We start from the raw sequence: 13,310 nt of genomic DNA on the forward strand, positions 1-13,310 counted from the left end.
TGTTCCTTGCCGCATGCACCGCCGTCGCCTCGATGCTTGCATTGATTACCCCCCCCCCCACGCAGCGGCCGCACTCGAGCCTGAGAACAAACAGGGCTTTTCAATAACCCCCGCTTCCGGCCCGGACACCGGCTCCGACGTATCCATCGTTCCCCCTCCGCGCACCATCAAATTCAAACAGGTTGTTCAGTACCAGTACATCACCCGAGCGGCACTGACTGAGGACGGAGACATTTACGCCTGGGGCGGCAACGGCCAGGGTCAGATCGGTGACGGCACCCATACCAGCCGCCTCGCACCAGTGAAAGTGCACACACCTGCCGGCGTCAAATTCACCAAGATCTTCGGGGGCGGCTACAGCGCGGCCGCACTCGCCGCTGACGGGACCATGTACGCATGGGGAGACAACAGCGACGGGCAGCTCGGCACCGGTGACTACGCTGGTCAGAGCGAACCGGTCAAAGTACGCACGCCCTCGGGAGTCTCTTTTACGCAGATCAGTTTTGGCACGGGCATTTATGGATATCAGAGTTATGCTCTCGCCTTGGGCAACGACGGACGTATCTATGCGTGGGGCAGCAACAGCTCCGGGCAGCTCGGCGACGGCACACAGACCAGCCGCCTTGACCCAAAGCCGGTGAACACGCCTGCAGGCGTAACCTTCACCTCGGTCAGCGCAGGCACCGAGCATGCCATGGCACTCAGTTCCGACGGCTCCATATACACCTGGGGAAGCAATTACATGAACGGCATCAACTACCCCTTCGAGCACGGTGAATGCGGCGTGCCAGAAGGCGACGGCCTGCCTTCGTGGTACTGCACTTCACCTGTTGCCGCCCAGACCCCAGAGGGTGTCACCTTCAAGCAGATCAGCGCCGGCACCCGTCTCTCGACAGCGCTCTCCACCACTGGCGAGGTCTATACGTGGGGCGCGTATGACCAGTACGGACAGTATGGCGACGGTCTCGTCATGGGCAACCCCAACGACTGGCTGCAGGAGGGTGATTATGTCCGCCATAAAGCCACCACGCCCGCCGGCATCACGTTTACTTCCGTTTCGACCGGCTCCAACGGCGTGACAGCGCTAGGCACCGACGGCAACGCATACTCATGGGGATACAACGGTGACGGTCAGATCGCAGATGGCACCACAACTCATCGCGCCTTGCCCACCAAGGCCCTGGCCCCAGCCGGCGTCACGTTCGCCCAAGCATGCAACGGCAGCACTGCGCTCGATGCCGACGGCAACATCTATGTGTGGGGATCCATTGCCGGTTCGAATTCAAGCAATGGCACCAAAGCCACCACACCCGTCCAAGTCGAAAGCCTGCAAGACGCTTCCACCATCGTCGTCACCGGCATCACGTTCGACGGCGTGCCCGGCTCAACGCCGCAGCTCAGCCAGGTCGACGGTGCCTGGCACACCAACGCCCCGGCGCACACTCCCGGCACGGTCAACGTGAAGGCGAGCTGGACGAAGGACGGCGTGGCGCAACCCGACCTCGTGTTCACCTATACTTACGAATACAGCAAGGACTTCACCGTCACCTTCGACCTCAAGGGAGGCAAGGCGCCGGCGGGAGTCACTCCATGCGTGGGCTCAACGACCACGTTCTGCCAAAGCGTGCACTACGGCGGCACGGCGTCCAACCCGGGCAGCCCCACCAAAGCGAACGCGGTGTTCGCAGGCTGGGACGACGCGAACGGCCACCCATATGACTTCTCCACGCCCGTATCCAAAGACATCACCCTGCAAGCCCGCTGGAGCGGATTCTCCCTCACCCCAAGCACCGGTCCGGACACCGGCGGCACCGACGTGCACATCACCCAGCCGGCGCTCAGCACCACCTTCGCGCAAGTCAGCGCAGGCGGGTATTGCCATTCCCTCGCCCTCACCAACGACGGCAAGATCTACGGCTGGGGCTCGGACAACATGTACGGCCAAATCGGCAACGGCAGCACAGACACGCAGCTCACTCCGGTTCAAGCAGCAACGCCCGCCGGCGTCACATTCAAGCAAGTCAGCGCCGGATATTCGCATTCCGCAGCGCTCGCAGCGGACGGCACCATCTACACGTGGGGAAAAAATATATACGGCCAGCTCGGCAACGGCAGCACTGCCAATGCGCTCAAGCCCACGGCCATCGCGGTCCCTGCGGGCGTCACCTTCACCCAGGTCAGCGCCGGTACCGACCATTCCATGGCCCTCGCGGCGGACGGCACCATCTACACGTGGGGAACGAACTATGCGGGCCAGCTCGGCAACGGCACCTTGGACGACAAACTCACGCCGACCGCCATCGCAGCCCCTGCGGGCGTCACCTTCAGCCGTATCAACGCAGGCAAATACCAGTCATTCGCGCTCAGCACCACCGGTGACGTCTATGCTTGGGGCAGCATCGGCCGCCTGCCCGGAGACGGCAGCAGCGCTGATCGGAAAGAACCTGTAAAGCTGAAACCTGCGAACAACATGACGTTCACCCAATTGGCTCCCAGCTCCGACAGCTACGTGGTCGCAGCGCTAGGCAAGGACGGCAAAGCCTACATGTGGGATCCGTCCGGCGGCAATGCAGGTGTGCCCACAGCGGTGGATGCTCCCGCAGGCACCACATTCACCAGCATCGCTTCCGGTTTGGGGCACACGCTGGTGACTTGTTCCAACGGCAAGACGTACGCGTGGGGCTACAACGACAAGGGGCAGCTCGGCGACGGCAACCAGACCTTCGACGTAATCAACACGCCGGTTGAGGTGCAGACCCCGAGCGGCGTCACCTTCACTCACGTCAGCGCCGGAGAGCGGGATTCCTTTGCCATCGGCAACGATGGTTCCCTCTACGGTTGGGGAGGCCAGGACTTCGAAATCGGCAGCGACACCGTCAAGAACAGCACCACACCCATCAAGATCTCCGCACTTGCCGACAAGAAGGACACCGCCGTCACCGCAGTCACGTTCGACGGAACACCGGGCAAAAACACGCATTTCGACACTGTATTCGGCAACTGGGTCACCACCACGCCTCCTCACGCCGAAGGCGCAGTGGACGTGCGCATCAGCTGGACACTCGGCGGCACAACCCAGCCGGACATGGTGCTTCCGTTCACCTACACGCCCTACCACACCGTCACCTTCGAGCTCAAAGGCGGCACGGCACCAGCAGGCATCTCGCCCTGCCCGACCGGAGACTCCGGCACCTTCTGCCAAGGTCTCAACCAGGGCGACCAGGCCCTCAACCCAGGAGAGCCCACCAAGTCGAACTTTATCTTCGACGGATGGTTCAACGACGCTGACGGCACCGGCGCACAATATGACTTCACCAAGCCCGTGACCGGCGACATCACCATCACCGCGCACTGGAAGCAGTTCTCGCTCTCCGCCACCTCCGGCACGACCGCAGGCGGCACCACTGTGAACATCACCGCTCCCACGCTCAGTTCCGGAGCCGCAATAACCGTCAAGTCCGTCACCTTCGACGCCGTTGCCGGCACAGGTCTGGCGCAAGACCCCACTTCGGGAGTATGGAGCGTCACCGCGCCGGCGCATGCCGAAGGCAACGTGACCGGAACGATTGCTTGGAGTCTTGAAGACGGTGTGGAGCATACCAGCACATTCGCGTTCACCTATGTTGCACCTCCCGCCACCGTGCACACCGTCACCTTCAACCCCGATGCAGACGCGCCGCCGGCCGGCACCACACCCTGCTCCCCCGGCTCCTCCACGTTCTGCCAGAGCGTGACCGACGGGAGCACAGCAACCGACCCTGGGGAACCTGCGAAAAGCAACTGGGTGTTCACCGGCTGGTTCACCGCAGCGCAAGGCGGCCACCTCTACGATTTCAGCAGTCCGGTCACCTCCGACATCACGCTGACCGCTCACTGGGAACAGTTCACCGCCATCCCCAGTTCCGGGTCCGAATCCGGCGGAACGGCCGTATATGTGTCCGCACCTTCGGGCGGACTGCTGCACGGCGCCGACCTGCAGGTTCTTTCCGTAGCCTTCGACGGCACCCCTGGCACGGCTCCCGTCTTGGACGCCGCTTCAGGCACCTGGCGCACCGATACCCCGGCCCACGCGGCTGGCGCGATTGACGCCACCGTGACCTGGACACTCAACGGAGGAGCGACTCGCACCAACACGTTCCAGTTCACCTATAAGGCCGCCACTGCACCCACACCTCCATCAGATGCAGCGAGCGCACTACCTATGGCCGGTGGCACCGGTGGCACCTTGGCTGCGGCATGCGCCACCATAACCGCCGCGATGCTCATCTGCGTCGCCGTGGCGCTGCGCAGCAGACAACGGCGAGCACGGCACACCGCACGCTGAGCGTTCATCCTCGATGCGCGTTGACTTGGAGCAGCGTTTTCTTGTGACCATTTTGTAGAGTACAATGACCTTACACTGTGATTCCACATGGAGGCATTATGGAGATGAACACACGCGTGCAAGTGCGCAGCAACCAACTACTCAAAGATGAAGCCGCAGCGCTGCTTGAAGACATGGGGCTCGACATGACCACCGCAGTCAACATGCTGCTCAAGGAAATCGTGAACGAACGCAAGTTCCCATTCCAACCGAAAGCCCCATCTTTTGAGTCCGCTGTACTCACATCACTTGACGAGCCATCAATCGATGTGGAAGATGACACCATGTTTGCCGAAATGATCGCTCATGCGTAAAGTACAGGTCAAACCCGCATTTCTGCGGGACATCAAAAGGCTCAAGCAAAAGCACTACGACATGCAGCTGTTGCTGGAGGCCGAGGCTGCGCTGCGCCGCAACGACCGAGCATTGCTTACCACCCGGTACCGCGACCACCAGCTCAAAGGCAACCTCAGCGCGTTCCGCGAACTTCACATTCAAGGCGACTGGCTCCTGGTCTACTTCGTGGAGGGCGAGCAGGTAACCCTCGCGCGCACCGGCACCCACGATGGGCTGCTCTAGTCAAATTGTGTCAACCACTACGCAACAGGTCTTGAACGCATACATCAAATCGAAAGTGTCTACAGTCCACCGGCAATTACATGCGCCAGTGAGGCACGACTGCGGGAGCTGGTAGAGTGTGGGCAGACTTACGCGCGGCCGAAACCAACGGAACCGAACCGGCGGAGCTGTACCAGCAAACCGGGCAGCCTGCCCGCAAGCGACCTGCCGCCGCCACGCATCGAACGATAGGATTTAGGAACTTATGGGCTTTATCACCTTCCTCATCGAACTGCTGAAGGATCCGCGCACTATCATCGCCGGATGGATCTCGATGGGAGTGACACCCACGCTCGCGTTCATCTTCCTCATCGTTTTCGTCGAGACCGGTGTGGTCTTCTTCCCGTTCCTACCCGGCGACTCGCTGCTCTTCGCAGCCGGCTTCTTCGCCGCACCGGACGCCACCACCGGCAAGTCCGCCCTGCCCCTTGCGGTCCTGCTGCCCATCGTCTGGCTTGCCCCCATCATCGGCGACCAGTGCAACTACTTCATCGGCCGCTTCTTCGGCCGCAAAATCGTCGCCTCGGGCAAGGTGAAGGCCATGACCCCCGAGCGTCTTGCCAAGACGGAGGGGATGATTGACAAGTGGGGACCTCTGGCAGTGTTCCTAGGGCGCTTCTTCCCCTTCATCCGCACGTTCATGCCGTTCATCTCCGGACTTTCGGGCATGCACTGGGCTCGATTCACCCCGTTCTCCGTGCTGGGCGGCCTGATCTGGTCCACGCTGTTCACCCTGCTCGGCTACTTCTTCGGCGGTATCCCGGTGGTGCAGAACAACTTTGAACTGGTCATCGTGGCCATTCTGCTCGTCTCGCTGCTGCCCACCATCATCGGCCTGGTCAAAGCCAAGTTCGGTAAGAAAAAGCCCGCCGCAGACACCGACGAGACCAGTACCAGCAGCATCGACCGCTGAGACTGCGCTTCAGACCACTGACACCGCTACACGGTACGGTTACACTGTTGCCGACGAGATGTGCAACTGCCCACCAAGTTCGCGAATAGCGCTTAGTACCGTTCTGAACGAGGGATTTGCATCGTTACTCAGTGACTTGTAGAGGCTTTCACGCCCTACGTCAGCACGCTGCGCAATGCTAGTCATTTTCTTTTCTGCCTTAGCGGCATCTCCCAAGGCCGCTACAAAGAAAGCTGCCGCCTGCCCATCATCCTCGATGCTCTCAGCCTCTTCAAGTACAGCATCAAGATATTGCGCCACATCTTCTTCGCTCTCCAGATAATCTTCAACCCGGAAATCATTAAGCTCGACTTTGCACTTCATCTTATGAATGTATCATATAAGATACAGTTGCACAACCGCAGCATACATCCCACCGATGTCACCCCGCCTATATACCACGACGGGGTGCGGAAGACGAATCTTCCGCACCCCTCAGTTGAGTGCCGTCGCATGCGCCAATCAGCGATCAGCCAACCAGCAAATCGACCGGCCTAATCAGGCCTTGTCCGCGGTGTTCTTGCGGCTCATTGCGAAGGAGACCACAAAGGCCACCACCGCAAGCACCAGAGCAAAGATGAAGCCCCAACGTGAACCGCTGACGAACGACATCGCCGTGCTGGCACCGCCCTTGCTGGCCGACTGCTGGCCGGCGTTGAGCAGCACCGTGGTAACGGCCGTGATGACCGCACCCAGCACCTGCTGCAGCGTGTTCAGAATCGTGGAGCCGTCGGTGGACAGATGCTCAGGCAACGCACCGAGTGCGGAGGACTGTGCCGGGCTCATGGCCATCGGCACGCCGATCATGAGCACCACGTGCGCCAGAATAATGTAGGCGATGGAGCTCTTGGGGCCGGCGAGCATGAGCAGTACCAGGCCGACCATGGAGAGCACCAGGCCGACGCGCACCAGCCACTTGGGGCCGATGCTGTCGTAGAGCCTGCCGGAGATGAGCGAGACGAGCGCGTTGATCACACCACCGGGCAGCATAACCAAACCGGTCATGGCCGCGGCGATGCCCATGCCCTTCTGCAGTTCCTGCGGCATGAGGTACATCGAAGCGAGGGTGATGCCGAAGTTCATCATGACGATGAGCGCGCCGACGGTGAACTGGCGGATACCCATGGCGTGCAGGTCGATGATGGGGTTGGTCATGTGCAGCTGACGGTAGCTGTACCAAGCGATCGCAGCCACGCCCACCACGAGGATGACAATGACCGGCCAGCTGAAGCCGAGCTCGCTGATGAGGCTCACGCCCAGCACCAGACCGCCGAAGCCGAGGATGGAAGTAATGACGGAAAGCGCATCAATCTTTGGCTTGGTGAGCTCATAGGGGTTTACCATCCAGATAGCCGCGCAAACCAGTGCCACAAAGGCGATGATGGCAAAGAAGAAGAAGATGGCGCGCCATGAGAGAGCGCCGATGAATGCGCCGGCAAGGGTGGGGCCAATGGCCGGAGCAAACATGATGACCAGGCTCGCGGTACCCATGGCACCGCCGATCTTACTGAGCGGGAACACCTCAAGGATGACGGAGAACATCATCGGCAGCACCAAGCCCGTGGAGATGCCCTGAATCATGCGGCCGATGAGCAGCACGGCGAACGACGGCGCGAAGCCGGAAAGCAGGGAGCCAATGAAGAACGCGGACAGCGCCACGAAGAGGATGTTACGTGCCTTGAACCACTTGAGCAGCAGTCCGGTGAACGGCAGCACGATGCCGATGACGAGCATGTAGCCCACCACCATCCACTGCGCCACGCCTGCGGAGATGTTGAAACTCTGCATCAGGTCGGGCAGTGCGATGTTCATGGATGTTTCGGAAAGCATGCCCAGGAATGCGCCCAAGTAGAGTCCGAGCATGGTGAGATTCGGATGCTTGACACCGAAGCGTGCCTTCATCGGATTCGGTGCACCGGCAGGCGCACTCCCCGACTCATTGTGATTGTGCGCCGCGTTCCCGGCGCCTCCGTTTGCCTTTTCGGGCATGGTAGTTTCAGACATGGTGGTCCCCATGACTTCCCTTCTCTAATTATTTTGGTAGAGTTCGCATCGATTTTCGGGCGCGCAAAAGCTGCCTGTCCCGCGGCGACGCATTTCATTATCGAGAGTGACGCACTCGGCGTCCGCTTACATACAGGAACCCCTCAATTCCTCAAGCAAGTTCCCTATTATTAGCGCCCCGGCAGACATTCGAGCGGATGCATACGCGGAAAGTCACGTACGACGCATACCAAAGTGCACGCCTCTACCAGCACATCTCTTGCTAAATCACGATTACCGCCGTGTGCAGCATCACGCATCACGAACCCTCACTCCCGCTTGCCCTCGGGTACGAAAAAGCCTCCGGACGGAACCATCCGGAGGCTTTACAACGCTGTAGCTATCAGCGCTGCTTCGTGTTTATGCGAACATTCACGCGGCTGCGCGCTGAACCTTGCCAGCCTTGAGGCACTTCACGCACACGCGCACGTGGCGGTTGTGGCCGTCAATGGTGGTGCGCACCGACTGCAGGTTCGGCGAGAACGTGCGCTTATTGCGGATATGTGAATGCGAAACGCTGTAACCGGTGCGAGGTCCTTTGCCGCACACTGCGCAACGAGCTGCCATGATGAACTCCTATTACTATTGACTTAAACGTTTGAGTCTTTCTGCACCACACGCGTTGCATGCAGCCAGAACATAACTATTGCAGTAGTATAGCAAGGTAGCCTGACGTACGTTTTCCACAACAAGCAGAAATGCAATATTTGTGCAAAGGTACTAAATTCATGCAAATTTTTTAAAGCAATTCACAACGATACGCCTGTACCTGACCGGTTGGTAAGTGATGCACGACACGCCGGGCATTTATTTGCCTAAATATTTAGGTTTTCCACATACTTGTGCTTAGTTATCAACAAAGCAAATAACCAATACAATATTTCAACCTTGTTTCTTTTCCTCTTCAAAATCGCCCCAATGCCGGAAATTCGGGCTTACCTCAGCAATATCGCGTCAAACCCTTACTATACAGTTGCAGCAGAAATGACCAGTACATAATTACGCATTGTACATTCTGCAACGTTTTCTATAAACTTGTTGATTTTTTCTCAACCGATTCAACTAGAATTATGCACTTGAGACAAGTGTTGCATCTGTCGAAACAACATGTGAGGAGAGTGTTAGATGTCACGACCTCGGCAAAACTCCAGCCAGCCTACCGCCACCCAGCGCATGCAGAACGCCTTCTGGGACATTCTCAAAGACACCCACTACACCAAAATCACAGTCACGGATGTCGTCACGCGCGCCAAGATCAACCGCAACTCCTTCTATTATCATTACGACAAGCTGCCCGACCTTGCCACCGCCGCGGTCAAATCGACCGTGGACGCCATTGCGAAAGCCATGCCGGAACTCGTCGAAGACCCTACTGAATCCTGGCGGCGCATTGTCAACCAACTGTTGGGCATACCGGCACACCGCATTCACATCGATCATCTGTCACTCGTCTTGAGCCCCAACAGCGACCCGTTCCTGCTGACGCTGGCGCGCGACTCCATCCGTGCCGCGTTCATCAAAGGGCAGCATCTCGACGAAAACAACATGTCACTCACTTCTGACGTACTGCTGGAGTTCTCCACAGGTGGCCTCATAGCCCTCGTAGGCATGTGGCCGCGCCTCTCTCAGAACATCACACTGGACCAGCTCGTCACTGTCGACGGCGCCGTGCTGGCTCGCACGCTCTACCTTTCCATCTCAAACCAGAACATGCCTGATTTCTGGATTCGACTCTTCCGCGCCTCCATGCGCAGCCAGGACCATTCCTCGCTCGACGCTCTGACGCAAATCGAAACCGAGAACAACAATTTCAAGGCTCAGGTGCAGGCTCTGCTTGATCAGGTGAACGCTGCCGCGAATGGCACTGCGCTGCCTCAGTCCGCCTCGCACATGCAGTACGGTGCCATCCCATCCGCTTACCCGCATTCCGACGCTTATGGCAATACGGAACCGTACAACGGACAGCAATATGGCGGCAGCCCGGTTCCAGGTGCATCACCCTACGGCGCTCAGTACCCGACCATGCAACCGCAGGGTGGTGCGTACACTCACGACGGCATGGATCAGTACGGGCAATATGGCGGTCAAGGATATGGCGCCCCGCAGTACAACGCCCCTGCCGACGGGCGATACTACCCTCCGCAGCAGGTTCCGACGTTCAATCCAGGTCAGCCGGCTTACGGAAGTCAGCCGTACAATCCCAACCAGCCACTCTCAGGTGCACCACAACCCGGAGGCGCACCGAACATCGCCGGTAACGCCAGCAACGGCACTGCTCCCGGACAGCAGGAGCAACCGGACAACAGGCCACAGCAGACAGGAGATGCGCCAGAACACACCTCTGGCAACCAGCACTGATGCTAAGCAGCAATGACGCCAGCCAACGCTGACAGCCAACTAGTGCTGACAACACAACGCGAGCGTAAATAATTTAGGGGCCTTCCAGATTTACCGGAAGGCCCCTAAATTTTAATATCCGATGCTCACAGGCGTCTCAGCCATGAGATTGCGCATAGCCGCACTATGCCCACACCATCGCAAACGTCAAGGCCGTAAACATGACCAGCGCTGCAATCACACCAGGGTTGGCGAGCACCACACTCACGCGAGCCCCCTTCGGCAGTTCATCGGGGGCACGATGGAACCGCAGCTTGCGATAGTTGACAATCGCCACCACAATGCCGACCACGAACATCACCACGTTGAACAATTGGAGCAATATCAGCATCACGGCCGCAAAACCACCGACACTGACGGCAGCTTGCATGCGAGCAAAATTACCGCTCGACAAATCATCCATCACCGAAGAGGACAAGCCCATCTGGCACAGCTGAGGCAACGCCCCGCCGAACAGGTTGAACAGCATGTGCAGTCCCACGTTATAGCGCATCTTGCCGGTACGCACGTAGACATATCCCATCACCAAGCCCAGGCCTGTCGCGTAGAAGAACTGGTACAGGTTGGCATGGTAAAGACCAAACGCCAGCGCGGAGAAGACGATGGCAGTCTTTTCGCCATACTGCTGCGTGTGGTCGATAATCTGCTTGCGGAACAGCCACTCCTCAACAAGCGGCGCAAAGACGACCGTAGTGAGCACCATGAGCACGGGGTTCGTGCCGGTGATGGCATCCTGCAGGCGATCGGAAGACCTCCCGGAAGACAATGCGTCGGATATCCAGCTGCCGAGATCGCTGCCAATCACACTGATGGGGAACGTGAGCGAGAACATGGCAAGGAACGCACCCGGCTTCATACTCGAGGTCTTGCGCTTCACTTTGGGCAGTGTACGGAAAACCAGCAATGCAAGCGGAGTGGCGATGAGATAGTTCGGTACATCGCTCAGCAACGTACTGATATCGCCCTCGCCCATACCCGCGTTGCTCAATACCGGTTCCAGCCAGCCGTACAGTGCGCCAGTCAGCACATTCCAGACCAACGCCACCATAATGAGCGCAAACCCGATACGAGAGAACACTTTGCGATGCTCCCTCAGATATCGCAACCATGCCGGATTACGACTGGCACCATAAGCTGCCGGCCCCAAAGGAGCAGGCTGACCGAACGGAGCGGGATTGTGCCCCGGCATCTGCCCGAATGGCTGCTGCATGGGCTGATACCCGTACTGGAACTGTTGCTGATATTGAGGCTGCTGCGGCTGAGACTGCTGAGACTGCAGCTGGGACGTCTGGCCTGCCGGCGGCACCTGGCTTGGAACCTGAGGAGCTTGCTGATATCCATATTGCGGGTACTGCTGGTATTGCGGCTGCGCATACTGGCCGGGTTGTACCGGCTGCCCCGGCTGCGCTACCTGATCAGGCGCTCCCGAGAAGGATTCCTGCACATGAGGTGCTTGCACCCCCACCGGCAGCCGCGCATCACCCACCGATTCCGACGTGTCTAATCCCGACTCGGCTTGGCTATCAGCCGGGCTCGTATCAGGCGTCACAGCGTCATCCAGCAGGCTGCCGTCTGCGTGCTCATCATGTATCTGCTCGTCGCTCATGACCCTCCCCAAGTTGGTGTATATCGGATTTCAATGTATCGCTCCAACCTGAGCGCCGCCTTAATCCATCTCCAGGAAGCGCTCAGAGACACTATTTCACTGCGCCATCAAGCAGTGCGGTAATCAACTCGCGATAGCTCATCCCGGAAGCCTCCCACGCTTTTGAATACATGGAAATCGGCGTGAAGCCAGGCATGGTATTGATCTCGTTGACCAGCACCTCACCGCGCGGTGTCACAAACGTGTCCACACGGCTCAAACCCGTGCCGTCAATGGCCTTAAACGCCTTCACCGCAACCTCTTGCACCCGGCTCAGCGTGTCTTGCGGCAAGTCGGCCGGAACCTGCACGTGCGAAGCCTCGGCATCGGTGTATTTGCTGTCGAAATCATAGAACTGGTCGGCACCATCAGCCTTGCGATCAAGCACAATCTCGCCCGGCATACTGGCCTGCGGTTCACTGCCGGCCGAAGGGGCAAGTATCGGGCACTCGATTTCTCGTGCGTCAACACCCTGCTCCACCAGCACCTTCCAGTCATGCCGAGAGGCTTCCTGCAACGCCGCAGCAAGCTCGGCAACGTCTCCCTTGCGCTCCACTCGCGTTACCCCGAAGCTCGAACCGGCACGAGAAGGCTTGACAAACAGCGGATAAGACAGCTTCGCCTTACGCACGCTTTCCATCACCGTTGCCGCGTCATCGGCGAACTCGTCCTCGTTGTTAAAAGCGCGCGTATCTACAGTGATGCCCGGAACCACTGGAATACCGGCCTCGCGCAGCAGCACCTTGGTGTAGTGCTTGTCCATCGCCGCAGCCGAGGCGAACACACCGCAGCCCACGTACGGCACGCCCATCATCTCCAGCAGGCCCTGCACCGTGCCATCCTCACCGAAGGGACCGTGCAGCACGGGGAACACCTCGTCAATGTAGCCAAGAGAAGTGAGCGAACCGTCCTCTTCGCGAACATAGAAGCCATTGTTGCCCTGCGCCATATTGAGCACTACCGGTCGGGCACCTTCAGCATCCACCTGCGGCATGGCCGAAGCCTCGGCGTTCTCGCCAGCGCCGGAGGCAACGGCGCCGTCAGCAGTGCCGGTCAGAGAAAAACTGCGGGGATCGGCACCACCCATCACCCAATCACCGGAGCGAGTGATGCCAATCGGCACAGGGTCGAACCGCTCAGTGTCGATGGCGTTCAGCACCCCGGCCGCAGATACACAGGAAATCGAATGTTCATCGGCTTTACCGCCGTACAGTACCACAACGCGTTTTTTCCGCATGATCTTCCTCCAGTAGCATGTGCCAAGCGGCACCAACCATAGGGGCCTCGCAGCT

General features: G+C 59.0%; 10 protein-coding genes. 5 read left to right on the forward strand and 5 right to left on the reverse strand.

The features are described 5' to 3' along the window. Positions 1-13: 13 nt before the first annotated feature. The 4 genes from ACSYSO_RS07735 (at position 14) to ACSYSO_RS07750 (ending at position 5,894) form a co-directional block, all read left to right on the forward strand. Complete coding sequence (locus ACSYSO_RS07735) at positions 14-4,324, forward strand: RCC1 domain-containing protein (RefSeq protein ID WP_491701768.1); 4,311 nt, start codon at positions 14-16, stop codon at positions 4,322-4,324. A 98-nt stretch (positions 4,325-4,422) separates the two neighbouring features. Then, on the forward strand, positions 4,423-4,677 hold the full coding sequence (locus ACSYSO_RS07740; protein ID WP_489760731.1) for a type II toxin-antitoxin system RelB/DinJ family antitoxin: 255 nt from the start codon (positions 4,423-4,425) through the stop codon (positions 4,675-4,677). Further along, positions 4,670-4,942, forward strand: a complete 273-nt coding sequence (locus tag ACSYSO_RS07745) for a type II toxin-antitoxin system RelE/ParE family toxin (RefSeq protein WP_489760732.1) — start codon at positions 4,670-4,672, stop codon at positions 4,940-4,942. Before ACSYSO_RS07740 ends, ACSYSO_RS07745 begins: the two co-directional genes overlap by 8 nt. Positions 4,943-5,186: 244 nt before the next feature. Then, the gene (locus ACSYSO_RS07750) at positions 5,187-5,894 is read left to right on the forward strand and encodes a DedA family protein (RefSeq protein ID WP_489760733.1); all 708 of its coding nucleotides are present in this window, start codon (positions 5,187-5,189) and stop codon (positions 5,892-5,894) included. Between the two features lie 39 nt (positions 5,895-5,933). On the opposite strand, the gene ACSYSO_RS07755 is transcribed toward ACSYSO_RS07750, so the two are convergent. From ACSYSO_RS07755 to rpmB, 3 genes are all read right to left on the reverse strand, one after another. Continuing rightward, entirely contained in the window at positions 5,934-6,257 is a 324-nt protein-coding gene (locus ACSYSO_RS07755; RefSeq protein ID WP_489760734.1) for an addiction module antidote protein, read from the reverse strand. Positions 6,258-6,431: 174 nt separating this feature from the next. Further along, complete coding sequence (locus ACSYSO_RS07760) at positions 6,432-7,937, reverse strand: DHA2 family efflux MFS transporter permease subunit (RefSeq protein WP_489760735.1); 1,506 nt, start codon at positions 7,935-7,937, stop codon at positions 6,432-6,434. 411 nt (positions 7,938-8,348) lie between these two features. Beyond that, positions 8,349-8,543 carry a 50S ribosomal protein L28 gene (rpmB, locus tag ACSYSO_RS07765; protein WP_489760736.1) on the reverse strand — a complete coding sequence of 65 codons (195 nt, stop codon included), beginning with the start codon at positions 8,541-8,543 and terminating at the stop codon, positions 8,349-8,351. Between the two features lie 558 nt (positions 8,544-9,101). Here rpmB and ACSYSO_RS07770 point away from each other — a divergent pair. Beyond that, on the forward strand, positions 9,102-10,334 hold the full coding sequence (locus ACSYSO_RS07770; protein WP_489760737.1) for a TetR/AcrR family transcriptional regulator: 1,233 nt from the start codon (positions 9,102-9,104) through the stop codon (positions 10,332-10,334). Between the two features lie 163 nt (positions 10,335-10,497). Here ACSYSO_RS07770 and ACSYSO_RS07775 read toward each other — a convergent pair whose 3' ends face one another. Both ACSYSO_RS07775 and ACSYSO_RS07780 read right to left on the reverse strand, forming a co-directional pair. Beyond that, positions 10,498-11,979, reverse strand: coding sequence for a CPBP family intramembrane glutamic endopeptidase (locus ACSYSO_RS07775; protein ID WP_489760738.1), 1,482 nt, complete (start codon positions 11,977-11,979; stop codon positions 10,498-10,500). Positions 11,980-12,070: 91 nt separating this feature from the next. Next, positions 12,071-13,255, reverse strand: coding sequence for a D-alanine--D-alanine ligase family protein (locus ACSYSO_RS07780; RefSeq protein WP_489760739.1), 1,185 nt, complete (start codon positions 13,253-13,255; stop codon positions 12,071-12,073). Positions 13,256-13,310: the final 55 nt, after the last annotated feature.

It is taken from the genome of Bifidobacterium sp. ESL1130, from assembly GCF_058507935.1.